The 26,230-nt window shown below is 70.4% G+C and carries 22 protein-coding genes and 2 pseudogenes; 13 read left to right on the forward strand and 11 right to left on the reverse strand.

Going from position 1 to position 26,230, the window contains the following annotated elements; genetic code table 11:
- Positions 1-136: 136 nt before the first annotated feature.
- Together ACIP89_RS21485 and ACIP89_RS21490 are read right to left on the reverse strand one after the other, a co-directional pair.
- Complete coding sequence (locus ACIP89_RS21485) at positions 137-1,672, reverse strand: pRL2-11 (RefSeq protein ID WP_402116168.1); 1,536 nt, start codon at positions 1,670-1,672, stop codon at positions 137-139.
- 202 nt (positions 1,673-1,874) lie between these two features.
- Positions 1,875-2,069 (reverse strand): hypothetical protein, encoded by a 195-nt coding sequence (locus ACIP89_RS21490; RefSeq protein ID WP_402116170.1) that lies wholly within the window; start codon positions 2,067-2,069, stop codon positions 1,875-1,877.
- Between the two features lie 895 nt (positions 2,070-2,964).
- On the opposite strand from ACIP89_RS21490, the pseudogene ACIP89_RS21495 reads away from it, so the two are divergent.
- Both ACIP89_RS21495 and ACIP89_RS21500 read left to right on the forward strand, forming a co-directional pair.
- Positions 2,965-3,114 (forward strand): annotated as a pseudogene (locus tag ACIP89_RS21495) (replicative DNA helicase); the annotation flags it as partial.
- Between the two features lie 760 nt (positions 3,115-3,874).
- Positions 3,875-4,453, forward strand: a complete 579-nt coding sequence (locus ACIP89_RS21500; RefSeq protein WP_402116171.1) for a DinB family protein — start codon at positions 3,875-3,877, stop codon at positions 4,451-4,453.
- Between the two features lie 41 nt (positions 4,454-4,494).
- On the opposite strand, the pseudogene ACIP89_RS21505 reads toward ACIP89_RS21500, so the two are convergent.
- Positions 4,495-5,022, reverse strand: a pseudogene (locus ACIP89_RS21505) (transposase); the annotation flags it as partial.
- Between the two features lie 417 nt (positions 5,023-5,439).
- Here ACIP89_RS21505 and ACIP89_RS21510 point away from each other — a divergent pair.
- Entirely contained in the window at positions 5,440-6,291 is an 852-nt protein-coding gene (locus ACIP89_RS21510; protein ID WP_402116172.1) for a hypothetical protein, read from the forward strand.
- Positions 6,292-6,915: 624 nt separating this feature from the next.
- Here ACIP89_RS21510 and ACIP89_RS21515 read toward each other — a convergent pair.
- The 3 genes from ACIP89_RS21515 to ACIP89_RS21525 all read right to left on the reverse strand — a co-directional run bounded on the left by ACIP89_RS21515 (position 6,916) and on the right by ACIP89_RS21525 (position 8,716).
- On the reverse strand, positions 6,916-7,161 hold the full coding sequence (locus ACIP89_RS21515; RefSeq protein ID WP_402116174.1) for a hypothetical protein: 246 nt from the start codon (positions 7,159-7,161) through the stop codon (positions 6,916-6,918).
- Positions 7,162-7,193: 32 nt separating this feature from the next.
- A complete protein-coding gene (locus ACIP89_RS21520) occupies positions 7,194-7,745 on the reverse strand; it encodes a carboxymuconolactone decarboxylase family protein (RefSeq protein WP_401928892.1) in 552 nt (183 codons plus the stop codon).
- A gap of 185 nt (positions 7,746-7,930) precedes the next feature.
- Entirely contained in the window at positions 7,931-8,716 is a 786-nt protein-coding gene (locus ACIP89_RS21525) for a thioesterase II family protein (RefSeq protein ID WP_402116176.1), read from the reverse strand.
- Between the two features lie 84 nt (positions 8,717-8,800).
- On the opposite strand from ACIP89_RS21525, the gene ACIP89_RS21530 reads away from it, so the two are divergent.
- From ACIP89_RS21530 to ACIP89_RS21540, 3 genes are all read left to right on the forward strand, one after another.
- The gene (locus ACIP89_RS21530) at positions 8,801-9,085 is read left to right on the forward strand and encodes a hypothetical protein (protein WP_402116177.1); all 285 of its coding nucleotides are present in this window, start codon (positions 8,801-8,803) and stop codon (positions 9,083-9,085) included.
- 84 nt (positions 9,086-9,169) lie between these two features.
- A complete protein-coding gene (locus ACIP89_RS21535; protein WP_402116179.1) occupies positions 9,170-10,057 on the forward strand; it encodes a M20/M25/M40 family metallo-hydrolase in 888 nt (295 codons plus the stop codon).
- 37 nt (positions 10,058-10,094) lie between these two features.
- Positions 10,095-11,528: a M1 family metallopeptidase gene (locus tag ACIP89_RS21540; RefSeq protein WP_402116181.1), complete on the forward strand. Its 1,434-nt coding sequence runs from the start codon at positions 10,095-10,097 to the stop codon at positions 11,526-11,528.
- Positions 11,529-12,302: 774 nt separating this feature from the next.
- Here the strand turns inward: ACIP89_RS21540 and ACIP89_RS21545 are convergent.
- A complete protein-coding gene (locus tag ACIP89_RS21545) occupies positions 12,303-13,748 on the reverse strand; it encodes an FG-GAP and VCBS repeat-containing protein (RefSeq protein ID WP_402116182.1) in 1,446 nt (481 codons plus the stop codon).
- A 284-nt stretch (positions 13,749-14,032) separates the two neighbouring features.
- On the opposite strand from ACIP89_RS21545, the gene ACIP89_RS21550 reads away from it, so the two are divergent.
- Positions 14,033-14,197, forward strand: coding sequence for a hypothetical protein (locus tag ACIP89_RS21550; RefSeq protein ID WP_401928902.1), 165 nt, complete (start codon positions 14,033-14,035; stop codon positions 14,195-14,197).
- A gap of 140 nt (positions 14,198-14,337) precedes the next feature.
- On the opposite strand, the gene ACIP89_RS21555 is transcribed toward ACIP89_RS21550, so the two are convergent.
- Positions 14,338-14,943, reverse strand: a complete 606-nt coding sequence (locus ACIP89_RS21555; RefSeq protein ID WP_402116184.1) for a helix-turn-helix domain-containing protein — start codon at positions 14,941-14,943, stop codon at positions 14,338-14,340.
- Positions 14,944-15,036: 93 nt separating this feature from the next.
- Between ACIP89_RS21555 and ACIP89_RS21560 the strand changes: the two genes are divergently transcribed.
- Genes ACIP89_RS21560 through ACIP89_RS21570 form a run of 3 tightly spaced genes read left to right on the forward strand, consistent with a single transcriptional unit; the run spans position 15,037 to position 16,226 of the window.
- Positions 15,037-15,378: a hypothetical protein gene (locus tag ACIP89_RS21560; RefSeq protein ID WP_402116185.1), complete on the forward strand. Its 342-nt coding sequence runs from the start codon at positions 15,037-15,039 to the stop codon at positions 15,376-15,378.
- A gap of 43 nt (positions 15,379-15,421) precedes the next feature.
- Entirely contained in the window at positions 15,422-15,685 is a 264-nt protein-coding gene (locus ACIP89_RS21565) for a hypothetical protein (RefSeq protein WP_402116186.1), read from the forward strand.
- A gap of 52 nt (positions 15,686-15,737) precedes the next feature.
- Positions 15,738-16,226, forward strand: coding sequence for a DinB family protein (locus ACIP89_RS21570; RefSeq protein WP_402116187.1), 489 nt, complete (start codon positions 15,738-15,740; stop codon positions 16,224-16,226).
- 578 nt (positions 16,227-16,804) lie between these two features.
- On the opposite strand, the gene ACIP89_RS21575 is transcribed toward ACIP89_RS21570, so the two are convergent.
- From ACIP89_RS21575 to ACIP89_RS21585, 3 genes are read right to left on the reverse strand one after another with little or no spacing between them, the layout of a single operon-like run.
- Entirely contained in the window at positions 16,805-17,137 is a 333-nt protein-coding gene (locus tag ACIP89_RS21575; protein ID WP_402116188.1) for an SCO4225 family membrane protein, read from the reverse strand.
- Positions 17,138-17,167: 30 nt separating this feature from the next.
- Positions 17,168-17,848 (reverse strand): response regulator, encoded by a 681-nt coding sequence (locus tag ACIP89_RS21580; protein WP_401928908.1) that lies wholly within the window; start codon positions 17,846-17,848, stop codon positions 17,168-17,170.
- Positions 17,845-20,226, reverse strand: a complete 2,382-nt coding sequence (locus ACIP89_RS21585) for a histidine kinase (RefSeq protein WP_402116190.1) — start codon at positions 20,224-20,226, stop codon at positions 17,845-17,847. The genes ACIP89_RS21580 and ACIP89_RS21585 overlap by 4 nt, the downstream gene beginning before the upstream one ends.
- 278 nt (positions 20,227-20,504) lie before the next feature.
- On the opposite strand from ACIP89_RS21585, the gene ACIP89_RS21590 reads away from it, so the two are divergent.
- The 3 genes from ACIP89_RS21590 to ACIP89_RS21600 all read left to right on the forward strand — a co-directional run bounded on the left by ACIP89_RS21590 (position 20,505) and on the right by ACIP89_RS21600 (position 25,675).
- Entirely contained in the window at positions 20,505-20,954 is a 450-nt protein-coding gene (locus tag ACIP89_RS21590) for a DUF5707 domain-containing protein (RefSeq protein WP_402116192.1), read from the forward strand.
- 397 nt (positions 20,955-21,351) lie between these two features.
- A complete protein-coding gene (locus tag ACIP89_RS21595) occupies positions 21,352-24,861 on the forward strand; it encodes a hypothetical protein (RefSeq protein WP_402116194.1) in 3,510 nt (1,169 codons plus the stop codon).
- Positions 24,862-25,303: 442 nt separating this feature from the next.
- On the forward strand, positions 25,304-25,675 hold the full coding sequence (locus ACIP89_RS21600) for an FKBP-type peptidyl-prolyl cis-trans isomerase (protein ID WP_401928916.1): 372 nt from the start codon (positions 25,304-25,306) through the stop codon (positions 25,673-25,675).
- Positions 25,676-26,230 lie beyond the last annotated feature (555 nt).

Genomic DNA, 26,230 nt, shown 5'->3' on the forward strand with positions numbered 1-26,230 from the left:
TGGTGTTTTTTTTGTTTTTGTTGTGCGTTTCTTTTTGTGTGGTGGGCGTGTTTATGGGGGTTTTCTCCCGGGGGGGGGTTGGGGGGCGCGGGCCCCGCCCGGGGCGGGCCCGCGCGACGTCGGCGGGCCGGGATGGTCAGCCAGGGCCGGTGGCGTGGGCGCGGGGCCGGTTGCGGGCCCACTTCTTGAGGTCGCCGACGCGGTAGAGGAATTCGGCGCCGCGCTTGTCGACCGGGCCGGGGAAGTCCGGGTCGTTCTGGCGGGCCCAGCGCAGCGCCTTGAGGCTGGCGACGATGTCCACCAGGTGGTTCTCGTACGCCTCGCGCAGGCCGACCACCGCGTCGTCCGGGTCGGGTACCGGGGCCGGGGCCGGGTTCGCTGGCGGCGGCACCGCCGCGTCGCCGGAGTCGACGTCTGGGGTCGGCGGTGTGAGGCTCCAGGCGTCGGCGAGGAGATCCCGGTCGGCGGCCGGATCGGTGGTGGTCGCGGGCGGGAGCTCGGGGGCGCTGGTGTTCCAGGCGTCGGTGAGCGGGTCGGCGGCCGGGGTGGGCGTCTTGTGCAGGGTGGGGCCGGTCTTGCCCTGGGCGTGGACGCCGGACATCGCCCACTCGCGGGCCTCCGCGTTGGACAGGTTCAGGACCTGCGTCTCCTGGGCGCGGCCGCGGGTGACGACTTGGACGCGGCCGTGGTGGTCGCTCGCCATCGGGATGGGGCTGACTTCGGGAACGAGCATGCGCCAGGCGTTGAGGGTGTAGCGGACAAGAATCCGGGTGGAGAAGTTCTCGCGCATCGCGGGGCCGCCAACGGCCTGGGCGGTCGCGGACTGGGCGACCAGGAGCACGTGCAGGCGGACCTGGCGGCCCATGAAGAGGATCTCGGCGAGCGCGTCGACGGCCGGGGACGTCTTCGGGTCGCCGCTCTCGCGGATCTTCGCCCAGTACCGCTTGAGCTGCGCCATGGTGGCGTTGACCTCTTCGAGGAGGATCACGATCCTCGGGCCGACGCGCCACGGCTCCTTTTCGAGGACGTCGTCGGCCAGGTCCTCCGAGAGAGTGAGTCGGCGCCGGTCTTCCTGGGCGAGGCGGACCAGGGCGTCGTGGATCTCGCCGATGTCGCGGCAGTAGGTGACGCCGGGTACCCCGCGGGCCCAGGTGTGGGAGATCCGCTTGAAGTCCAGGACGTAGGCGAGCGCGCCGTTGTGGACGAACTGGCAGGTGATGCAGCGCAGGATGGTCGACTTGTCGCCGCCGGTGCCTGCGGAGATCAGGACGTGCGGTGAGTCGTGGTCCAGGTCGACGGAGACCTTCTTCTTGCCTGAGCCGAGGCCGATCAGCGGTGCGGACTCGGGCATCTTCGCGAGGATCTCCCGCACGCCCGGGTCGGACAGGCTCAGCTTCTTGGGCGGGACCTTGCGCTTCTTGACGATGACGTGGGTGTCCTTGCCCGCGCGGCGCCAGGTGAAGGAGACGTTCTCCAGGGCGAGCTTCTTGACGATGAGGTCGGCGACCAGGTCCTCGTTGAACCTCATGTGGGTGGGCACGTCGATGCGTATCTGGGCGTCGTCGTCGGAGAAGTGCCTGGGTACGTGGAGGTAGCGGCGTGGGTCGGTCAGCTCCGAGACGCCCAGCGGCACGGCCAGGGCCTCGTGCAGCGGGGTCACCCACTCACGCATGAACTCCCGGCGCCCCCGGGTCAGCAGCCCGTACGCGACGCCGCCGGCAGCCGCGGCCGAAGCGACGGCGATGCCACCGGTCTCCAGCGTCGCCAGGGCGGGGGCGGGGTTCTCCCAGATGTCGCGGGCGGTGGCGAAGGTGGAGTCCTGGTTCTCCCACAGCGCCCGTCGCGGCCAGGCCGCTGATGCGGAAGGTGAGGCGCTACCACCCGGCCCGGTAGGAGGAGCGGGACACCTTGCCTTCGACCGTGGGCAGGACGCGGGAGCCCGTGCACCAGAACGTCGCGTCGGTCTTCCGCTCCCCGTCCATGGGGCGGCCGGCCAGGAACCGGCCGATGCCGAACGCCACTGATCCGGCGGTCTCTTCCACCTGCTTGTCGAACTTGGTCTGTGCCATGGCGGTGCCCCTTCGGTGTGCGTCCAGGCACCTCACACCCGGAAGCGGACACCCCCACTTCTAGAAGCCCGCCCCTGTGGACAGAGACCGGCGACTCAACACCCCAAACCGTTCGCACCTTTTGTGTGACAACGCAGCGCAGTTGGCAGATCGGCACGCTTATTGGCAAACGAGGCCGACGTTGCTCTGTAGTTACTCTGCGGAGTCGTCCTACCGCAGGGCAGCTGGCGGATTCTCACCGGATCCGGGCAAGGCCGCTCGCCGAGAAGACGATGGCGCGGATCAGATTGGGCCTGGGCGGTACAGGACAGCCCTGGTGCCAGTGGAGGGCGCGACGGGAAGCAAGCCATTCTCCTTGGACCGGCCGATACGAAGGTGTACCGGCAGGGACGAGCCCGGCCTCCTCGTCCCACCGCTCGCCACGGTGTGCGCGTCGGGAACCATCATGGCCTGGTCGAGCTGGCCCTGACCGTGGAGGACTGCGGCTTCCGCTTGCTCCAGGCGCACGAGTACACGGCGGCGATGGCGTTCCCGGCGACGTACCGGTGGCGGGGCTCGAAGCGGGACCGGGTACGGATGGCCGGAACGCAGCGCCCTGCAGCATGGCGGCGACTTCGTCGTCGCCTGCGGTGTCGGATCCATCCCGTAGGAGGGGTGTTCACGAGTGTCTCTGACCAGGTGGAAGACAAGCGGTTGAAGATCGCTTCCCAGTTAGCCGAAGATCGTTTCCTGCTGATGGGACGGCCACTCGATATGGAGTGGAGTCACGGCGGCTACGCAAGGCAGAGTGAGACGGTGAGTCAACTGTGGGCACATAGCTTGACGTGGGCAGATGTGGATCCGGCTCGACATCCGTTCGAGATGGACGACCATGCGGCGGAGGAGTTGGCGAGCCTTGTCGCGGGACGACGCCTACGAGCCGGCATCCGCGCGGGCGGGCGAAGTCGACGTGATCGTGGACAAGCACAGGAACGGGCCCACCGCCTCGATCACGCTCGGGAACCAGCTTCACTACTCGCGCTTTGTCGATCTGGCAGAAACGTAAAAAAACTGCAAAGGCGCCTGCGGACATGCATGGCACAACCTGCCAGCGGTGACCGAGCATCCATAGCATCGGCCGTTCCGGCTCGGGCTGGGCTGGTTATCGAGCGGCCCCTTCTGGGTGACATCCGTCCGCAGGTCCACGTGCTGCGGGTGGGGAGAAGCGTGAGCAGGCCTGAGGTCCGGGCACTGGCGGTTTGAGGAAAGGACACCGTCACCCTTGCGCCCTCCCTGGGGCCCCAGGGGGCCATTGAGGCCACGAGGCGGACCTGTCGACCCATTTCCGCTACCGCGGATCCCGCGGAGCCGCAGACGGGTACACAGTCGATCAACGACGAACCGGACGGAACCCTCCATCAACCGGTGGCACCCCACCCAGCCTCCTGGGACGCCACGTCGAAGATGCCCAGCAGTAGCTGGTTACCAGGGGCGGAGCTGGGCGCGGAGTTCCTCTAACCACCGGTGGCGGTGTTCATCTTCGGGGTCAGGACAGGGACCGCGGACAAGGCTCTGCCGTACCGACCAGTCATCCGATGCGAGAACGATGGCGCAGGACAAAAACTCCGTAGAGGGATAATTGTGGCCAGTCATCCCAAACATGAACCTCTTGGTGTGGCACGCACTCCCCATCGCCGTAAGTGATTGTTTTCGATCCCAGGTGCGTTGAGCGTGGTGAGTGTCGGTCGTCGTCAGCCTCGGGCTCATCGCCGACTTCTTGTCACAGGCGCGTGGTTGGGTGGCCGCATCACTTATAGGAGGACCACGTGACTGATCTCAAGGCGGAGTTGCACCGCAAGCTGCAGGCAGGACGGGCCGGTTTGCTCGGCAAGCTGGAGGGACTCGCCGAATACGACATGCGCCGGCCTATGACGCCCACCGCCGCGAACCTGCTGGGCTTGGTCAAGCATCTGGCAGGCCTTGAGTACGGATACCTCGGCGAATCTTTTGACCGGCCAGCACCAGAACCCCTGGCCTGGGTCGAGGACGGTTCAATCTGGGAAGGCGCAGACATGTGGGCCAGATCCGATGAGTCCAGCACGTACATCATCGGGCTCTATGAACGTGCCTGCGCGCATGCCGACCGGACGATCACGGATCTCGCTCTCGAAACCCGGGGCCAGGTAGCGCACTGGCCCGAAGAGCGCCGGGCCACCACCTTGGGCGTCCTGCTGGTTCGCATGGTCTCCGAGACGGCCCAGCATGCCGGCCACGCCGATGTACTGCGAGAACTCATCGACGGCAAGGCCGGACCAGATCACGACGACTTCGGTGACGATGCCAAGTGGCAGCAATACCACGCCCGCATCCAGGCGGCGGCCGACACTCACCGCGTTCAACCTTGACGAGACCGTTCAACTTTCGGGGCGCAGGGCACCTGTGATTGCTTCCTCGACCAGCTGGAGGTGGTGCCTCTGCGGGCGAGGCGCCTGGTCATCACGGTGATGGCAGCCCAGGTGATCAAGGTTCCGGAGTGCTGGATCAGCCGCTCGTAATCTCGCGCATGACGGCGGGCGTTCATCATCCAGGCCAGACTCCGTTCGACCACCCAGCGACGGGGCAGCAGGACCCAGCCGGATGTGGTCTTCGGGCGGCTGACGGTCTTGATCGTCAGGTTCAGATATCTCTTTGCCCACGTCACAAGCTTGCCCGCATAGGCTGAGTCAGCCCAGACGAGCGTGATCTCGGGGTGCGTCAGCCGAAGCCGGAAGAGGACTTCCTTCGCTGCAGCGGAGTCGTGGAGGTCTGCCGGGGTGACCATCACCATCAACGGCAGGCCCTTGGAATCGACCACCAGGTGTCGCTTGCGGCCGTTGATCCTTTTGCCCGCGTCGTAGCCGCGGCTGTCCTTCCCGACGGTCGAGGCCGCCTTCACGGACTGGGAGTCGCTCAGTACGTGGGGACGCCGCAGGATACGAGCTGCATCCCGCGGCGCGGCTCGATGGTCTCAGTCTCGACTCGGTGCCGCTTCGGCCGGTGGTCCGGCTGGTGAGGCCGTTGGCAAATGCTCTCGCCGGTCTGTACTTGCCGCGTCGGAGTGCTTGTCGGCCCTGTGGCCGTCGTCCTCGGTCCGATCAGGAGGGCGACGATGAACCAGGGCAGCCGCTCACCGTCGCGGCCCTGGTCCGCCGTCGCCGCCTGGAGCGCTGACGTCCAGCAGGGCGAGCCACTGCTGTTCGCTCGGGACCCACGGCAGTTTCGTCACGCGCGCGAGGAGCCGGTACGCAACCGTGTCATGCTCGCTAGCACGAACGGCCGGGCGTTGGGGCCGATCTGGCCGCCCCACGAGCGCCGGAAGTCGGCCTGTCGCGGACGAACAGGGGGCAGGGAAGTGAGCGACGCTCTGGACTCCCAGTTCCGGGACACTGACCGGCGGGTCCGCGATGCCGACCGGCGAGTAAGCGATCTCGACAGCCGACTGGACGATCTGGAGGGCGAGCACGAGCGGTTGAAGTCCCGGTTCGGCTATACCGAGGACCTGGACCACGAGCTGCGTTCCCTCCGCGACGACATCTCCAACCTGGAGACCACAACCGAGGAACTCGACGGCCGGGTCGACGAGCTCGACGACCGCGTCGAGGCCGCAGAGCAGAAGGTAAAGCGGCTCACCCAGCACGTGCGACTGCTGGAAGGCCAGATCATGGCTGTCGGGAACGTCCCTCCCGCGGACCTGGACACCTACACCAAGGACCAGGGCGCCCTGGCCGCCACGATGGAGTCCGGGTGGGAAGCCGCCGACGCCCTCCTCACCAGCTCCCGCCGCACCCACCACCACACCCGGGTACAACGCTTCCACGACGCCCAGGCCCGGCACCGGGCCACCTGGAAGGAAGTCGTCGCCCTGGTCGGCACGCTGCTCTCCACCCCCTACAGCACCCAGCCCCATGCCAAGGCCGCCACCAAGCTGCGCTCCGTCATCGCGCGCGCGAGGCCACCGAGCAGCAAGGCCTCGCCCGGCAGGCTTCCGAAGCACGCACGTCCACCACGGCCCTCGCCGCGGACCGGGCGGCCACCGCCGAAAACAGCCGGCCATCGCCGCCGGCCGGCGCGCGGAACAACGCCTCACCCTGGCGCTACGCAGCAAACTGGCCGATGCCGTCAGCAACCGCCTGCTCCTGCCCGCCTGGTTCGCCACCGTCCTCGGCCCGGCCCCACCAGCACGAGACACCGAACGCTGGCTTGAATGCGCGACCCGCGTTCTGCTCTACCGCCTTACCTACCGCGTCACCGACCAGGTCCTCGCCCTCGGCCCCAGCCCCGACCCCGAAGACAAACACCGCCACGAGTGGTGGGAGGAACTGCGCACCGCACTCCGCCCCTGGTAACCGCACTTCCAGCAGACGCCTGCGCCGGCGCGCCGAGCAACAGCGGAGGAGCTCGCGGACAAGCTGGACTGACCGCTCCCACCGTTCACCTTTCCCATGACCGCGCGGCCTCCCCGTCGTAGAAGAGATCCCGGGAACAGAGCGGCGCCTTCGCCCCGCCCTTCGAACGGGCCGCCACCCGGATCGCCGACGCCACGGAAGAGGTGCCCATGCCGGCCGGCCTTACCCCGGAGGGCGCCTGGATCCCGCACGGCGTCGCCTGGACCGTGCACGCCCTGGCCACCGGGGAGCTGGGCGGCACATCCAGTTCAACACCGAGGAGCTCGACCCGGAGACCGTCGCCGGCTGGGCGCGCACCTACGCCGCCCTGGTCGAAGCGGCCGTACGGGAGCCCGACCGGGCCTGGAACAGCCTCGGGTGACGGGACGCCAGAGGGGGGTGGGGTACGGGAGGCCTCCCGTACCCCACCCCCCTCTGGCGGCTCAGCCGCCGTACGTGACGCCGAGGAGACCATCCGACTGTTCCCACAGCCGCCGCCACGCCCGTTCGTCCCGGGCCGGCCGGCCGGGGTCCCGTACCGCCGGCACCATATGCGTCCCGGGGCGCGCGAGCGCGGCGGCGGTCGCGAGGCCGATGCCCGAACCGGCACCGGTGACGACGGCGGTACGCCCGTGCCGTTCCGGCGCCAGGGCAGCCGCCCACCGCTCTTCCGTTGTCAGGCCGAACACGCCGGTCCTCCTTCCGCCGCCGCGTACACCGCTCAGGCCGGGACGCTCGCAGCCCGGCCGTAGCCCACGGTCGTGATCCGGTGCGCGGATTCGAGGTAGTAGTCGTCGGACACCGGCAGCGCGGTGTCCAGGCAGCTGACATACCGGTTGAACATGCAGAAGGACGCCGCGATCAGCACGGTGTCGTGCAGGTCCGCGTCGCTCGCGCCCGACCGCCTGGCCTCGGCCACTGCCTCGGCGGAGACGGCCCGGGCCGCCGCCTGCACCTCGGCCGCCACGGCGAGCAGGGCGCGCAGCTTGGCGCCGATGGGGGCGCTCGCCGGGTCGGCGAGGACCGCGTCGACCAGGGCCTGGCCCTCCACCAGCTGTGCGGCGGCGAAGGCGGCGTGCGAACCGGCGCAGAACGGGGTCCGGTTGAGGTGGGAGACGTACGCCGCGATCAGCTCCCGCTCGCCCTGGGGGAGCGAGGCGGGCGCCCGCAGCAGGGTCTCGGCGAGGTGGTTCAGCGGGGCGGCGGTATCCGGCCGGTTGGCCATCAGGCCGGTGATGCCGGGGAGGTCGTTGTCGAGCGCGATGTGCGTCATGCGAGGCCCTTTCAAGGAGGAGTGTTACGTGGGGATCGGCGCGGAACGCGGGGAGGCGGCCAGTTCCGCGTCGACCAGCGTGAGAGGCGGGTCGTCCGCGAGATACAAGTGGCCTCAGGGTACGACGAGTTGGCGGAAACCGCCGGTGGTGCGCCGCGACCAGCCGGCTGCCTGTCCGGGGCCGGTCACCGGGTCCGCGTCACCCAGCACGCCGGTGAGGGGACAGCCGGCGCGGTCCGCCGGACGCGCCGCTTACCGACTCGCCATGAGCAGGTCCGCCCGGATGTACGGGAGTACCGGCCGAGGAGCCCCGGATCGTCCAGCAGCGCGGGGTTGGTGCCCCCGAGCCGGACCAGGATCGCCGCGAGCTCGTCCGGGGACGCCGTCTCCAGCCCGGCGGGCGCCGATCGCGGAGGCGGGGCCGAGGCGCCGGAGACGAAGAGGTGACTGGGCGGAACACCGCCCCGCTCCAGCAGCAGCGCCGTCTCGAACGCGGCCCAGACACCCATGGAGTGCCCGAACAGCGCCACCGGGCGGTCCGCCAGAGCCGCGACGCCCGCCGCGAGATCGCAGACGTCCGTGCCGCACGGCTCGGCCGCCGGTCTGCACGGCCCGGATAACGCGCCGCGTATACCTCGAACCGCCCGCCGGGCGCGGCCCAGTCCCGGAAGAAACGCGGCCGTGCTCCCGGCGTGCGGGAGGCAGGCTACGCGAAACGCGGCACCGGGCGCGACCCGCGTGCGTTGAAGCCATGCCATGACCACGCTCCTCTCCCGGGCCGACGGCGGAACCCGGAGGGCAGCCTTCACCACCCGCGACGCGCCCGACGCGCTTGAACATGCGTTCAGGCACAGCGGAAGAGCGAGCACAGCACGCGGGAAGACGGTCCCGGCGCCCCCCGAGCCCGTTGCGCACGAAGGAAGGTGCGCCGCGCCCGACGCGGACCGCAGCCTAGGGGCCTGTCCGGGCATGCGGGGTACCCGGGCCTGCACGCACTGCCGGCCCGACACCGACCTCGGGGTGCTGTAACGGCGCGACAGCGGCAGGCTGGAGCTGTGGAACTCCCGATCAAGGTGGCCCTGGCGAGGCTCGGCAACCGACGGGAGCGCACCGTCCGCCGGTCAAGGAAGCAGAACACGAACCGTCATTCTTCGGCAGGGCTGCGCCGTGGCCCCGTACGGCGCACCGCCCAGCGGAAACTCAGCCCCGATCACCCCGGATCGGACGCCCACCGCGTCGTCGTCCTGGTCGTGGTCGTGGTGCCGATCGGTGGTATCCGCCGCTGCACGGAGCTCGTGGTTCCCATGGGTGACGACCACTGCGCGGCCACAGGTTTCTGACAGTTTCCTGACATCACTCAGCGACTCTCTTCTTCCGGCTCCGCGCCGGAAGATCCCGCCTTGCCCTCAAGGAGAGAGTCACGCATGGAGATACTCAGCCGCATGCGGCACACGGCCGTGTTACTCGGTCTGTGTGCGGCACTGGTCGCCGTTCCCGCCGCGGCGTCGGCCGAACCCACAGCTCCGAAGACGCCACGGATCCCCCTCGTCTCCACGGAGCAGATCATGCCGCACCTGCGGGCGCTGCAGTCCATCGCGGACCGTACCGGAGGCAACCGCGCCCACGGCACCAAGGGCTTCCAGCAGTCGCTGGCGTATGTGAAGGGCGTACTGGACAGGGCGGGCTTCCGCACCAGCCTGCGGCCCTTCACGTACAACGGCGTCCTCGGACACAACCTCATCGCGGACTGGCCGGGAGGCGACGCGGACCACGTCGTGCTCGTCGGCGCCCACCTCGACAGCGTCGAGGACGGGCCCGGTATGAACGACAACGGCTCGGGCTCGGCCGCCGTGCTCGCCTCCGCCGTCGCGATGTCGCGTGCGGGTGTCGCGCCGAAGCGGCATCTGCGGTTCGCGTGGTGGGGAGCGGAGGAGCAGGGCCTGATCGGCTCCGAGGACTACGTGCGCAAGCTCTCCGCCGCCGGGCGCGAGAAGATCGATGTCTACCTCAACTTCGACATGACAGGCAGCAAGAACGTGCAGCAGTGGCTCGTCGTCCACGACGACCCCAGGGCCACGGACGTGTTCGAGGCCTACTTCGCGGCCAAGGGGCTGCCCACCTTCGACATCGGCATCGGCGGCTCGGACCACGAGTCCTTCGGCAACGCCGGAATCCCGGTCTCGGGCTTCACCACCGGCGTCGGCGACTGCCTCCACGACGCATGCGACCGCATCGACAACGTGGACCCCGGGACCGAGACCGTCAGCGCCAACGCCGTTCTCGGCGTGACCTGGCAACTCGCCACCCGCTGATCACCGACCACGCCCCCTACGGTCAGGAGCAGGACCTATGCGCAGTACGAAGAAACGGCACCGATACCCCGCGGTGGTGGGCATCCTGGCAGGCAGTGTGCTGCTGACCGCCGTGCCCTCCGCGGCTGTCACCGGCGGTGGGTCCGGTGTGGGTGACCCGTACTTCCCCGACGACGGCAACCCCGGATACGACGTCTCCCACTACGACGTCCGCGTGGCCTACGATCCGGTCCGCCCCGGCCACCTCGACGGCGACACCACGGTCACCGCCACGGCCACCGACAGACTCGACCGCTTCCACCTGGACCTGGAGGGCTTCCAGGTCGGCTCGGTCACCGTCGACGGCGTCCCCGTCAGGGGCTTCACCCGCAGCGGGGCGCACGAGCTGGTCATCACCCCGGCCGGCCGGATCTCCAAGGGCGCGCAATTCGCCGTCCGCGTGCGCTACTCCGGTAAGCCCGTCGGTGAGAGCTGGCACCGGCTCACCAACGGCGGGGTGAGCGTGACCGGCGAGCCGCACTCCGCCACCGCCTGGTACCCGGCCAACGACCACCCGTCCGACAAGGCGACGTTCCGGGTCACCGCGACGGTCCCCGACGCCTGGACCGTGATCGGCAACGGCCGCCCCGGCCCGACCACCTCCCCGGCCAAGGGCCTTAAGACCTTCCGTTGGCATGAGGACAAGCCGCTCGCCACCTACCTCAGCACCCTCGCCATCGACAAGTTCACGGTTCACACGTCGAAGCTGGCCGACGGCACCCCGGTCATCAACGCCTACAGCCCCGGCGCCTTGATCGACCCGGCGTCCGAGGCGCTGCTCCCGGAGATCATCGACTTCCTGGCCTCGAAGTTCGGCCCGTACCCCTTCTCCTCGGCCGGTGGCATCGTCATCAGCGACGAAGCCGACGGGGGTGGCAACGGTCCCCTCGCGCTGGAGGCGCAGAGCCGTCCGACGTACAGCGGGGTGATGTTCGACGCCTCGATGGTCCACGAGTACGCCCATCAGTGGTTCGGCGACAGCGTCTCCTTCTCGGACTGGCGTGACGGCTGCATCGCCGAGTGCGTCGCTCAGTACACCAACCAGCTGTGGGAAGAGAAGGGTGGCGCCGACCTCGACACCGGCTTCTACGCCGGCATGGTGGAGGAGAGCGAGCAGGACCCCGGTTTCTGGAACGTGAAGCTCTATGACCCCGGCCAGGGCAAGGAGCTGGACCCGGCGCTGTACAGCAAGGGGTCGATGATGATGCACGCCCTGCGGCGGACCATCGGGGACGCCGCCTTCTTCGGGACCCTCCGGCGGTGGCAGAAGGAGCACCGCTACGGCAACGCCACCTGGCCCCAGTTCGAAGCGCTCACGAAGAAGATCTCCGGCCGGCCGGACCTCACCGGATTCTTCGACGCCTGGGCACACGGCACCACCGTCCCGGAACGGAAGTACCTGTACCCCGGAAGCCTCGGCCGTCTCCGGTGATCGGGGCGCCTGCAGTCGGGCCACGGCCACGGCTGGGTGGGCGGCCCAGTCGGCCGGCTGGAGGCCGGCCACGGCTGGGTGGGCGGCCCAGTCGGCCGGCTGGTGGCGGAGGTCCTTGAGGCCGTTGTACCAGTCGGGTCCGCAGTAATCCTTGGTGGTGCGCTCAAGCAGGTAGGGGCATCAGTCCTGCCATGGCGGCGGCCGGCAGCGGCTTGTAGAAGCGGGGCCGTCGGCCTCTTCGGGGCCGGCGGCGAGGCGGGCGTTCATCGCCGCGTCGTCGCAGAACGGGCTGTCCACCCGGCAGGCCCATCGCCGCCCCCGGCCTCGTGGAGCAGGTTTGCGATCCGTCCGGCTTCACGGATACGCCCGAGTCGGGGGTTCCTTCCGGCTGGTTCCCGTAGCCGGGTGCCCGGCCTGGGACAGCCAGGACGGGTAGGACTCGGTTCTGAGCAGCAGGCGGGGTGGTCGCGCCGGATGATCCGTTCTGCCGCTTCAGGAGTGGGCCACACCTGAAGGAAAGGAGGTACGCCTCGACCGGACCGTCGTCCGGTCCGAGGCTGTCCTCGGCATGTCCCTCGTCACGGCCGTGGACGTGGACACGCATTCGGTAGCTTCCCGGTCCGTTGGCGGCAAGGTCGGCTCGACGATGTAGAACCGACGGGAACGCACCCACGCACAGGTGGTTCCGCACTCTGCCGGCATACGGCGCTTCCTCGGCGTCGGGCCGGCAGGTGGGCATGAACCGGGGCCGGGCTCCAGCAGAGCCCTGGGCGGTCAGTTGGCGAAATTGTCGCCGAAGTAGGAGATCCCGGCAGGTCCGCCGACCGATCCCGGACCGAAGGACGTCGATCCGGTCGCCGTGATACCGCTGGCTCCCGTCTTGAACAGCCAGACCGAACCAACGCCGTTATTCTCCGCGGCGGCACCGGCCACCAGTTCCGCACGGCCGTCGTTGTTGCTGTCCGTGGCCCATACGGAGCCGCCGAACTCGTCACGGGCCTCGGCGGCGCCGGGGACCCCCGCTGTGTCCTGGGAGAAGCTCTTCGAGCCGGTCCCCGTCAGTCCCTTGGCCGAGCCGCGCAGCACCGTGACTGTTCCGGCCGACTGCTTTGATCCGAGGGCCTCGCCGGGGGCGCCGACGGCGACATCGGCGTACCCGTCGCCGTTGGTGTCACCCGCGGACACGCTCCACCCGAAGCGGTCGTTCTTCTCGGCGGTGCCCGGGACCGAGGTGGTGTCCTGGGTGATCCGGACAGGGGTCCGGGTGGACAGTCCGGAGGAGCTTCCGTACGTCACGGTGACCGCACCGCCCGGACCGCCGTTCGGTTCATCGGCTGACTTCTCCATGAAGTTGCCGGTGATGATGTCCCCGTAACCGTCCTTGTCGACGTCGGCGATGGCCGCCGCGTAGCCGCCCGCGAGTTTGCTCGATGCCTTGAGGCCGGTGGAGCTGCCGTTGTAGAGGACGCTGCGGGTGGCGTACACGTTGCCGCTCTCCTGCTGGCCCATGACGAGGAGGTCGGCCGCGCCGTCCCCGTTGACGTTGCCGGCGACGAGCTTGTCCGGGTAGATGCCGGTGGCGGCGATGGTGTCGATGCCGACGAGTGCAGCGGCCTTGCCGGTACGGGAGATGGGGCCCTTGAAGATGTCCAGGCTCGGGGTGGAGTTGTTACCAGCTGCGAGGTCGGTGTGTCCGTCGCCGTCGAAGTCGCCGGCCGCCAGGGCCCAGCCGAGTTCGTTCCGGTACTCGGGCAGCGGGGACGCGATGTCGGTGCCGGTCTTGAGGCCGGTCGCCCCGCCCCAGATGACGGTGAGGACACCGAACGAATCGGTGGAGCCGATCTGCTCGGAGTGCACACCGACCACGAGGTCGGTGTACCCGTCGCCGTCGAGGTCACCCGTGGTGAGCCGGTCACCGAAGTAGTCACCGGCCTCCGGAGTGCCGGGGATGCCCGTGGTGGCCTGGCTGATGACCGTGTGCTTGGACTTGTCGAGGCCGCTCTTGGTGCCGTAGACGACCGTGACGTAGCCGGCCCCTTCCTTGCCCGAGATCTTGCCGAGGGGCGCGGCTATGACGAGGTCGCGGTAGCCGTCACCGTTGAAGTCGCCCTGAAGCCTGGAAGGCGCGGCGGAGGCGCCGGCCGCACCGGCGACGAGCAGCGCGCCGGTGACCGCGGCAGCGGTGGCGGCCGCGGTGACGATACGGAGGCTCTGGTGCATGTGGGTCTTCTTCTCCTGCGGCAGGCCGGATGTCGGTGGTACGGCATTCGGAATTCGGTTGTTCGGTCGGCGCGGGTGCGCGAGTCGGCCGGTGTTCAGGCGCGTACGCGTATGCACTCACGTCGTTCGGTGCAGGTATGGACTGTTGGAAGGCCCTCGGGGTTGTACGGGACAGGAGTGCCGTCACGTGTAGTGGCAGGGCTCTTCCCGGTGGAGCCGCGCCGATTTCATGCTGACCGACCCCGCGTCGCACCCGGCTGGTCGCACGACACGGGGTCCGAGGGGTGTACGGCAGCGAGCGTCATGACCCGGCGGCCGGGTCGGGGCCCGGCCGCGACGTCCGCGAGCCGGCCGGTGGGCCGCTGGACCCGCAGCTGATCGAGGTGACCGACTGGACGGATGAGGAGGTCAACACCGACGCGTACCTGATCACCCCTCACAGCGCATAGGGGCCGGGCGGGCATCGTACGGGCCTGCCTCCGGCCGTCCTACGGAGGCACTACGCGCCGTGCGCCGTCGAGAGAGCCGTGGCAGCGCCGGTTCGTCTCCCGCTTCCGGCAGCCGGCGGCCTGGGGACTCACGCTCGTGCTCAGGTGGTGCGTGCCCTGATGTGTGCGCGTTCGCCCTGCCGGCCGAAGAGGATCAGCAGCTCGACCGCGCTGCCGTCGGCGCTGCCCAGGAAGTGCGGGAGTTCGGTGTCGAACTCGGCGGCCTCGCCGGGCGGCAGCACGAGGTCCTGATCGCCGAGGACCAGTCGCAGCCGTCCGCTGAGGACGTACAGCCACTCGAACCCCTCGTGCGTCTGCGGTGTCGGTTCGGCCGGGGCGCCCCGGCCGGGGATGAACATCTTGAACGCCTGCATCCCGCCCGGTCTGCGCGACAGCGGAATGAACGTCATGCCGTGCCGGTGCAGCGGCTTGAGGTGAACACGGGGGTCGCCGGTGGGCGGGGCGCCCACGAGGTCGTCCAGCGGGACGCCGTAGACGCGGGCCAGCGGGAGGAGCAGTTCGAGGTTGGCGCGGCGCCGGCCACCCTCCAGCCTGGACAGCGTGCTCTCCGAGATCCCCGTGGTCGCTGCCAGCTCCGCCAGGGTGATCCGGCGCTGCCGACGCAGCGCGCGCAGCCGCGGGCCGACCGCGTCGAGGATGCCCTCCAGGTCGTTCGAGCCGTTCGAGTCGCTCCGGTCGTCATTCATGGTGAGCATCATGCCGATCCAGCAAGTTCTCGTGCAATTCTGGCCCATGCTCGGGCAGTCTCGTCTCGCTACGTCCGATGAGGAGCACCGTCCATGACCGAAGAGACCATTGCCGAGGGGCACTCCGATGCGGGCCATTTCCGGGAAGAGCACTACAGCTCACGAGATGTGTCCACCGGACGCCGGTTGAATCCGCTGCTGGTGCAGATCGCTTCCGGTCTCACTCCGGGGACCGCACTCGGCCTGGGCCCCGTCCTCGGTGGTGACACGCTCCGGCCGGCCGGTGCGGGCCGGCGGGTGGCCTCCGTCGACGTTTCCGGCACGGCCGCGGCGCAGGTCGCCGACGCGGCTCGCGAGCGCGGGCTCGGTGACCTGGTCCATGCCGAGCGCACGACCTGGCCGTCGACTTTCCCGAAGGGCGCTTCGACCTGGTGATCGCGCTGTACCTGCGGTCGCCTTCGATCTGCCGCGTGCGCGGGTGCTGCGGACCGCGGCGCGGGCGCTGTCACCGGGCGGACTGCTGCTGGTCGTCGACCACGGATCGACCGCCCCGTGGTGGTGGAACCAGGACCATGACGCTTCGCACCCCACACCGCACGAGATCGCCGCCGATCTCGGCCTGGAACCGGACGGCTGGTCGACCGAGAGGGCGGCCTCGCCACGACGGATCACCATCGGGCCGAAGGGTCGGACCGCCGAGGTCGTCGACCACGTCCTGCTGTTCCGCCGGACCACCGGCTGAGCCGCACGACCCAGCTCCCCCTGCTCAACCGTTCGCACAGAAAGGCAATTTCATGAGTTCCACCCGTCGCCGTGACCTGCCGCCGCCGAGCACCGGTACCTCGGAGAAGGACGTACTGCTCGGCTTCCTCGACTACCTGCGCGCCGGCGTGGCGGCCAAGGTCGAGGGCGTTCCGGAACCGCAGGTCCGCACGCCCGGTGTCGCGTCGGGCACCAATCTGCTGGGGCTGGTCAACCACCTTGCCCACGTGGAGCGTTTCCTGTTCCTCGGCGAACCGGTCCCCGACTGGCAGGCCACCTTCGCCGCGGCTCCCGGCGACGCGGCCGACGAGGTCCTGGCCGCCTACCGCGACGCGGCCGCCCGGTCGAACGAGGTCGTCCGCGCCGCATCCGACCTGACCGGCACCGTCGCCCGCCCGGGGTCCCGGTCGAAAGGACCGTCCTTGCGGTGGGCGCTCACGCACATGATCGAGGAAACGGGACGTCACGCCGGTCATGCCGACATCCTGCGCGAACTCCTCGACGGGACCACGGGCCGTTGAACCGACCTGACCGGACCTGCCGCGGCTCAGGCGGCACCTCCCCCTGTCGGGCGTGGGGGCCGACGCGGAGCCTTGCCCCTGGCCGCAAGCGAGCCGATCAGGACGGCGGCCACACCGGCAGCGACGCGCTTGCCGATGTTCACGTCGACACGCTGATGGCGCAGGAGGTCATGAACGGTCCGAAGTGGGCGGCCATGCTCACCGATGCGGACCGCCGGGCGCTGTCACCGCTGTTCTGGAACCGCGGGAAACCGTCGCAGCCGCAACGTGAGGAACGGTCGGGCGTCCCCGCTGTGCGGTGGGCCGAACCGCGATCTCGTTCCCGGCGACCTGGCCCGGCGGGGTGATGGCGTACGCGATCTGGCGCGGCCGAGTGAAGGCGTATGCGGAGGCCACCAGACCGCGGACCTCAGCCAGTACGACGTACAAGTCCAGGCCGGCGGACGCAGGCGGCTGCGGCCCCCGGAACGGGAGGCGTCCGACTTCGTCCGCACCGTATTCCACCTGGCGGAGCAGCCGGAGCCGACTCTGGTCAGGTACGGCGAGATCCCGCAGTGGCGCGTGATTGCTGTACGTCCTCAGTCCGTGCGGCCGCCGCGACGCAGCGCGCGGGCGCACCAGCCGATGATCGCCGCGTTGACCGCTGCGCCGAGCGCGACAGCGGCGATCAGCATGACGGTGTTGTCCGGCAGGACGAGGAACACGAGGCTGACGGGGGCCGTGGCAAGGACCGGGATGACCCCGGCCATGGACTCGCCCGAGCTGTCGGTGACGGTCACCACGAGTGCCCATACGACCAGGACGACACAGAGAACGAGGTAGCCGAGGCCAACGACGCCGAAGAGATCGCGCAGTCGGCGGGGGACGGATCGGCCGGTATCAATATCAGTATTGGTATTGGTGTTGGTCATGGCGAGAAACTCCTTGGTGCGGCCGGGTGGTCAGAGGTGGTTGCCGGGCGGGTTCGGGCGGGCGAGGCCGAGGTCGTACGCGAGGATCGTCGCCTGCACGCGGTCGCGCAGGCCGAGCTTGCGGAGCAGCGCGTTCACGTGGGACTTCACGGTGCCTACGGTGATGCCGAGTTGGTCAGCGATCTCCGCGTTGGTGAGTCCGGCCGCGACCAGAACGAGGACGCCGCGCTGGCTGCCGGTCAGGCTGTCCAGTTCGGGGTAGCTCCCGACCGGGACCACGGCGGGTGGCCCGGCGGCGTAGTGTCCGATGAGTCGGCGGGTCGCGGACGGGGCGAGTACGCTCTCGCCGGCGGCCACCTCCCGGATGCCCTGCAGAAGTTGGGCGGGGTGTACGTCCTTGAGGAGGAAGCCCGAGGCGCCGGCGCGCAGCGCGTCGAAGACATACGCGTCGAGGTCGAAGGTCGTCAGGACGAGAACACGCGGCGCGTTCTCCTGTCCGGTGATGATGCGGGTGGCGGCGATGCCGTCCAGTTCGGGCATGCGTACGTCCATGACGACCACGTCGGGGGCCAGTTCTTCGGCCAGCCGCACCGCGGCGGCGCCGTCGGCGGCCTCGCCTACGACCGTCATGTCGTCCTCGTTGTCGATCACGGCGGCGAATCCGGCCCGTACGATGCCCTGGTCGTCGACGACCAGCACGTTGAGGCTCATTGATGTCTCTCCTCGGTGTCCGGCGCAATGGCGAGTGGCAGCCGGAGGCGGACCGTCCCCTGTGGGCCGGTGTCCAGGGTGCCGCCGACCGCCGCGAGCCGTGCGGTCAGCCGTTCCCGAACGGCGGGGTCGGCGGCGCGGGGCACACCGGTGGCCGTGAGCGTCAGCGTTTCTTTCTCCACGTCGAGTTCGAGTGTCGCAGGCTCCTCGCCGCCGGCCGCCAGCACCGTCTCCGCGGCGTGGTAGGCGGCCAGGTCGACGGCGGTGGGCAGTCGCTCCGGAACACGGTCGGTCAGCCGTATCTCGATGTCGCGGCCGGTGGCCCGGAGCTGGTGGGCGAGCAGGTCGAGCGCTTGGAGGGTGGGCTGCGGCCGCAGTCCGGGGCCTGTCCCGCCGTCCCGGACGGTGTCGAGCAGGGCGCGCATCGCGGCCAGGGCCTCGCGGGCGCGGGTCGCTGTCGCGTCGAGCCGGCCTGCCTCCGCCTCGGTGACCATGTCGGCGGTGCGGGCCAGTACCGTGGTTTCGAGGCCGGCGGCGATGCGGTGGCGCTCGGTCCACGCGTCGCGGACGGCTTCCTCAGTCCAGGCGGCGAGGCGTTCGTCGTGGGCGCGGCGGTCGGCGTGCCGGCGCCGGCGGCGGCGCTGTCCGGTCAGGTGGGCCGCGGTGCCGGTGAGGGCTGCGCCGACTGTGGTTGCCGCGATGACGGTCCAGATAGGAGCGGCCGTGCCCCGGTCGAGAACTGCGGTGGTGGCGGCCCCGGCGTGCACAAGTACGGCGAGGAGAATGGCCGTGACGTGGCCACGGGCGGGTGGGGGCTCGTCGCTTCCGCGCTCATGGTGGGCCCTCTTTGCGGCGGAGCCGCCTTTCGGCGCAGCGCCGCGCTTCTTCCGGGGCGGTGTGGTTCGGGCCGGCCCCATCGCGAGGGCCGCGAAGGTGGCCAACAGGCTCAGCGCGGGTGGGAGGAGGACCGGTCCTCCGTAGTTTCCCAGTGCCATCGCCACCGGCCACAACAGCGCCAGTCCCAGCAGCATCCCGTACGCCGTCCGCGGCGCCCTGCGCAGCCACGGCAGGGCCATCGCCTGGCCCGCCGCCAGCAGGGCGAAGAGGGCACCCGCCGACACCGGCGTCCCGCTCGACGCGTCCTCGGCCCGGACGACCAGGACGGGGAGCAGCGGCTGCAGGATCAGGCCTGTCGCCGCCGCCACCTGCGCCATTCGGTAGGTCCTCGGCGCAGGCGGTTCCACCGTCGTGGCCGTCCGGCCCGGCAGTACCGCCCGTACCTCCCAACCGCCGTCAGCCGTCGGGCCGCTGTGCACCGTGCCGCCCGCCTCCCGTGCGCGGGAGCGCAGGAAGCCCTGCCCGCGGCCGCCGCCGAGTCCCGCGCCGTGGGCCACCGCGCCGGCCGGCGGGGGTGTGCTGGTGACTACGACGTCAGTGCGGGTGTCGCCGTACCGGCACAGCATCCTCGTATGTGCGCCGGGGGCATGCCGCGCCACGTTGGTCAGCGCCTCGCGCACGATGCCGTACGCGGCGTCCGCGACGGCGCCGTCCGGCAGGGGGTCGATCTCGCAGTCCACCTGCTGGTCCAGGCGCCGGAATCCTGCGGCCAGGTCCAGCAGCCGTTCCTGCGGTGACGGCACACTCCCCCGGGAGGGCGCCGGCGCTCGTACCGCGCCGAGCGCGCGGGTGACCTCGCGGCCGGTCTCGACCGCGAACTCCAGTGCCTGTTCGGCAAGCTCGGGACGGCGGTCGTGCAATCCGAGGGCCGCCCCTGCCGTGACCACCACAGCCGTCAGATGGTGGGCGCTGACGTCGTGCAACTCCCTTTCCATACGGCGTCGTTCGACCGCCGGGAGTCGGTGTCGCTCGGACTCGGCCCGTTTCAGCAGTTGTTCGGCCACTCGCCGTGTGCGACGGGTCCGCCGCACGAGCAGCCCGGCGCCGCACGCGGTGGCGTAGAGCAGCGCGGTCAGGACGACGTCGAGTCCGTTGCGGTCGCTGAGTCCGTGAAGGCTGATGCCGTGCAGGAGCTGCCAGGCGGCAAGTGCCAGCACGCACAGTACGGCGGTGAAGGTGTCGCCTTCGGTCGCCACGGTGCAGAGGGCCAGTGCGATGCCCGCGGTCCCGAGCACCGCCATGGCCCCGGCGGGCAGGGGGCCGGCTCCCAGCGCGCAGGCGGCGGCGACCACGACCAGGGTGGTCACCGGGCGGGTACGGCGCAGGGCGAGCGCGGCCGTCACCACTCCGGCGACCAAGGCCGCCACGAGTAGGGCGGACGCGGGCGGGACGGCTCCGCGCATCAGCGGCGCCCCGGGCCAGACCAAGGCCTGGGCGCAGGTCAGCAGGACCGGGAACAGCCGGTCGTCGGTTCGGTTCATGTCGGATCAAGGCTATGTCCGCAGGTGAGGGGCCCGGCTCCGGCTGGAGGGGGATTCCGGCCTCTTACCTGGGTTGCAGAGTCTCTGCCTGTGGTTCGACGCGCCAATCGTCCCGCAGCGCGAGGACGGCGCCCTGCCCCCGGTCATAGGCTCGATCACGTCGAGAACGCGGTCGGCCACCGCTTCTACGACCACTTCCGGAACCGGCTGCACCAGAGGTGCTTTGACGCTCCTGTGCGTGTCCGGCCCAGCCTTCCAACGAAATCAGGGGATCTTCCATGTCCAAGCGCATTCTCTTCTCGTCACTCATCGGCGCAGTCGCCCTCGGCGCGGTGGCCTCCGGCAGCTTCGCACTGGCCTCGCCTCCCACGGAGCCGACCCTGGAGCACAGTTCGGCTCACTATGCGGCTCCGTCCGGCGGCAGCGCCGGCTCGTTCACCTACACCGTTGACGTGAGCGACGACTCGGGCGTCCGGGGCCTGAAGTTCCTTGCCTGGCCCGCGAGTTCGAAGCTCAACCCGACCGAGGCGGAGCTTCGCTCGGCGGAGAGCGCGAAGTGCCGGAGTACCTCGGACGAGACAGCACGCTGCACCTACACGCTGAAGGTCACGAAGCGGGATGCGGCGGACCTGCCCAAGGGCACCTGGTATGTCTCGGCACTGGCGACGGCCGCGGACGGGGGCACGGCATTCGTGGCCCGCGCCGCCACGTTCGACCTGACACGCTGACACTCCGGTCGGACCGTCGTTCAGTGGGGGCGGTCTGCCGGAAGCGGCTTCCGGCAGACCGGTCCCTGTCCGTGGAAGCTCCAGCCGCAGCGCTCGTGGTCTGCACGCTTGCCGCCAGCAGGGCGGGACTTGCCCGACGCGGTCGGCCTTCACCTGACCCACGCGTACGCGGAACACCTGCGGGGACGCACCCCGCCCGCCCCGGGAGATCACTCCGCGAGACGGGCCGCCTCCCCGCGGCCGAACAGCACTGCCCAGCAGTGGAATAAGTGTGCGATCATCTCGATGATTCTTCACATGTCACACACATGGCTGGCGCCTCGGCAGCTCTCCGTTCGCGTACTCCCGTGCGCGGGCGGCCACGCGTTCAGTCATGTCCCGGTCCGGGGGGAACGGTATGCCTCACCATTCGTACGCGCGGGCGAGAGCGGTCGCTTACGCCGCGCTGCTGCTCACGCTGGCGGTCCTGTTGTCCCTGCTGCTCCCGGCAGGCGGTGCACGGGCGTACGCCGCCGGCGCGGCCCCGGTTCCAGGCGTGCCGGGACCGGTCAAGGCCGCCTCGGACGGGGAGGACTGTGCCGTGCTCCCGCTCTCCGGATTCGGTGAAGCGGCGGCTTCGGCGGGCACGCTGGCGGTGCCGGGGGATTCGACGGTCTGCCTCACCTTCACGGCCGAGACGGCCGGACTGCACCGCCTCCTCCAGTCCGGCGGCAATGGGACGTACCTCAGCGTCCTCGACGGTGCGGACCAGCTCGACTGCTACGACCGCGAATGGGGGGCGGGCTGGTGCGAGTTGCCCCACTCGGGCACCTACACGCTGCAGTTGGCAAACAACTCGTCCGCCCCGGACACGCTCACCGTGTCCGTCGTCGCCCTCGGCACCGTCGAAGGGTGCGCACCCGAGATCAGCACCGCGTGGGACACCGCTCCGGTCACCGGCTCCGCGGCCGGGCCGACGGCCCTCCAGTGCCAGCTGTTCGCGGGGAAGACCGGTGAGCGAATCACCGAGACGATCACCACCCATGTGTACGGGGAGAGCAGAGTCTGGATCACCGACGGGACCGGCGCCCGGATCTGTCCGCACTTCAACGAGGGTGACGACGAGGGCTGCGTCCTTCCCGGAAACGGCCCCTATCGGGTCCTGTCGCAGATCAGCAGCGCCGAGACCGGCTTCCCCGCCGCGTACACGCTGACGGTACGCCGGCTCTCCGACCCGGTGGGCTGCGCGCACGTACCCCTCAACGCGTACAACTCCGCGCCCTCCACGACGGAACAGCCCACCGGCTGCAAGATCTTCACCGCCCCGGCCGCCGGACGCTACGACGCGTACAAGGTCGGCTCCGGCACCCGGACCGCGCTCCGGGTGTACGACCGGGCCGGCCGGACCGTCTGCACCAGCGGATCGGGCTGCAGCCTGCCCGCAGCCGGGGAGTACATCGTCCTCACCGATGACGCGACGCTGATCCTCGACCGGTCGGCCACCGCCGGCTGCGAGCCGGTCGGGCTCGGCCCGTACCGCTCCACGTTCGCCGAGGCAGGCGAGATCGACTGCCTGTCGCTCCCCCTGCCCGCCGGGGCCCGCATGGCCCTGCAGAAGCCCCTCAGCGGACCCGGACCGTACCCCGACGCCATCGTGATCGACGGCGCCGGAGAGCAGCTCTGCGACTGGATCTCGCTCAACGACGGCACCTGTGCGCTCACCGGCAAGGCACCGTTCAGGGCCCTGGTCTCCACCGACGCCGAGGACCCGCCGACCGGCGCGTACACCGTCGCGCTGCACCGTACGGACGCGTCGGACGGCTGCCCGGCCATCCCGGCGGGCGACTTCACGGCGACGAGCCCCACGGCCCGGGTCTCCACCGGAGACGGTGTCTTCTCACAGTGCCTGAGCATTCCGGCCGGGGGCCACAGCGCACACGAGGTGCTGCAGCTCCGGGCCGCCCCCGGCACCACGTCCCCCGCCCAGTTCACCGTCATCGACCCGCACGGCGCCAAGGTCTGCTCCGTATACGCCTCGCTCACGACCTGGATCCACTGCCCGCTGACGCCGGGCGTCGCCCACACTGTGCTGGTCACCGGCCGTGACACGGCCGCCTCCTACACGCTGAGCCGGCAGGACGTCACCGCCTCGGCCAAGGGCTGCACGGCCGCTCCGGCGAGCATCCCCGGCGGCCCGTCCACGGGCGGGGTCACGGCCGATCCCGGCCTGCTCGTGTGCCGGCAGGTCACCACCGCAGACGCCCGCGACACGGTGCACCTCAACGTCCGGGACGCGCTCGGCACCGCGAACCTCGTGGCCTTCGACGAGGCCGGCGAGAACCGGTGCAACAGCAACGCGGCCTGCGCGGTCACCGGTTCCACCCGCTACCAGGTGCTCGTCACCGTCCCCTCGCGGCTGAAGGCCGCTCCCACGTACCGCCTGGACACCGTGCGCATCGCGACGGCAGCCGGCCCTGCGGCGGAGTGCACCGAAGTCCCCGACATCAGCTACGGATACGGCCCGTTCACCGGAGTCCTCGACGAACAGCACGCCACGGCCTGCGCGGTGCTGCCCACCGCCGACGGCGACCGGTTCGACGTGGGCATCAGCGAATCCGGGGACGGAACCCCCAGCGCCGTGCCCGCGCTCTACGACGCGAGCCTCGGCAACGGCTGCACGCGCTATATCCCCATCGGATACGAGTGCGCGGTTTCCGAGCCGGGCGTCAGGGGTGTCACCCCGAGCACGCTGGTCCTGTCCCTGCCCGAGAACGCCGCCCGGACGTCTTACCGGGCCGAGCTCACCTGCAGGGCCTCCCGCTGCGGTGCGCAGGCCGTCACCATCGGCGAGCTGACCCCGACGACCGGTCCCACCGGTACCAAGGTCACCGTCCGCCTGTCCGGCACCGCTCTGCACGAGGACGACACGGTGTGGATGGTGCTGTCCGGCAAGAGGATCGAGGCGAAGACCACCGCCGTCTCCGCCGACCGCAGGACTCTGACCGCGGTGGTCGACCTGACCGGGGCAACGGCCGGCACCTGGACCGTGTTCGTCGACACGCACAACGGGTGGCAGTACCAGCGCGGCTCGTTCACCGTCACCCCGGCGGCCCTCGTCAGCGCCACCGCCCCCGTGATCGGCGGCACGGCCAGGGTCGGCGCCAAGGTCACCGCGTCCACCGGTACCTGGTCGGGCGCGCCGACATCGTACGCCTACCAGTGGAAGGCGGACGGCAAGGCGGTCACCGGCGCCACCGGCTCCTCCTACACCCTCCCCGGGACGCTGCTCGGCAAGAAGCTCACCGTCACGGTCACGGCCCGCAAGGCCGGTGCCGCCGACGTGGGGCGCACCTCGGCGGCGGTGACCGTGACGGCGGGGGCGGCCCCGAAGGCGACCACCGCCCCGAAGACCACCGGCACGGTGAGAGTGGGCGCCAAGGTCACCGCCGCACATGGCACGTGGAGCCCCGCTCCGACCTCGTACGCCTACCAGTGGAAGGCGGACGGCAAGGCGGTCAAGGGCGCGACCGCGTCCACGTACACTCCGTCGTCCTCGCTGCTCGGCAAGAAGCTCTCCCTGACGGTCACGGCCCGTCGCACCGGTCACACGAGCGGCACGGCGACCACCGCGGCGGTGAAGGTGGCGGCGGGCAGCGCCCCGAAGGCCACCAAGGCACCGGCGGTCTCGGGCACCGCGAAGGTCGGCCGCACGCTCAAGGCCGCCCACGGGACCTGGACTCCCGCCCCGTCCTCGTACGCCTACCAGTGGTATGCCGGCGGCAAGGCGATCAAGGGCGCGACGAAGTCGTCACTGGCGCTGAAGACGGCGCAGCGCGGCAAGAAGATCACCGTCAAGGTCACCGGGCGCCGCACCGGCCACACGAGCGGCACGGCCACCAGCAAGGCGACGAAGGAGGTTGCCCACTGAGGCGGCATCCGGCCGGGGAGCAGGGCGCGCGGTGACGGAATGACGCGGTGCAAGTGTGACGTCATCGCACCGCTGCGCACCGCCGCCGAACACCGCGGACCACTGGCGCTGTGCTGCCGGGGCCGCGTGACGCCCGCTCGGCCCCGTGGACGGGCACCGGCCGGCCCCGAGGAGATGCGCCGCGCGGCCGGCCGGGCGCGGTGGGCAGGGCAGGGCGTTCTCCTCGGCCCGGCTCCGCCCCGGGGCGGCCTGCGTGGCTTCGGTCGTGGGGACGCGGCGGGCGCAAGGTGGCTGCGGGGGCTGCTCGCGGCACCGGTGCTCCGGTTCCTGACCGGCAGATCGATCGCGGTAGCGTAGTCGTGATAGTGCGTGGAGTGACCACGCGGCCCGAGGGACTCCGCACCGGATGCGCCCCGGCCCGGCAGAGAGGAACGAAGCCGCGATGAGCCTGTCGAAGCCCGAGATCGACTTTCCCGAGGGAGAGGCTCCCGATGATCTGAAGATCAGGGACATCGTCGTGGGGGACGGTGCGGAGGCGAAGCCCGGTGCCATGGTGGAGGTCCACTATGTCGGCGTCACCTTCGCCACCGGCGAGGAGTTCGACGCCTCCTGGAACCGGGGGCAGGCCTTCAGGTTTCCCCTGGGCGGCGGCCGGGTCATCAAGGGGTGGGACCAGGGCGTCGAGGGAATGAGGGTCGGCGGCCGGCGCGAGCTCGTCGTTCCCCCGCACCTCGCCTACGGCAACCAGTCGCCCTCGCCTCTGATCCCGGCCGGCTCGACGCTCATCTTCGTCGTGGATCTGCTCGGCGTCTGAGGCTGACCCACCGCCGCCCGCCAGGCCGTCCGAGGCCGGGCGGGCGGCGCTGCTCCTCCCCCACGCAGGATCCGCCGGACAGTCCCTCCGGTGCCGGGCCGGTGCCGGAAACGTCCAGTCCCACGTCCCGCAGGCGCCCTGCGCCGTGCCCGGGGCCGCACCCCGGCTCCGCCGGCCGGCCCGGCACCGGTCGTCCGCGCGCGATCCGCGAACGCGGCGAGCACCGCGCGGTCCTGCGGCGGTACGTCGAGCGCGTCACGGGCGACGGCGTCGCAGACGACGGCGAGGGGTCACAGTCGCCGTCGGCCGCCCGGACGAGTCCGACGGCGCCGATCCCCGACCGGATCGCCCTTGGGCCGCGCTGTCCCGATCCTGATGCCCGCCGGGGCTCGATCGACCGAGTCGGGCATATCGGCCTCCAGGCGCGGATCAGTCCCGTCGGGGGCGTCAGCTTCGTGATGTCCGATTCACCCGCCGCAAGGGTGAGTGCGTGGGGTGCGACGGAGGCTTTCGGTCATCAGGGGTGGCGAGTGCGAGGGGAGTGCGAGGCGCGTG

The sequence above is a fragment of the Streptomyces sp. NPDC088730 genome (assembly GCF_044751215.1).
Classification (GTDB): domain Bacteria; phylum Actinomycetota; class Actinomycetes; order Streptomycetales; family Streptomycetaceae; genus Streptomyces.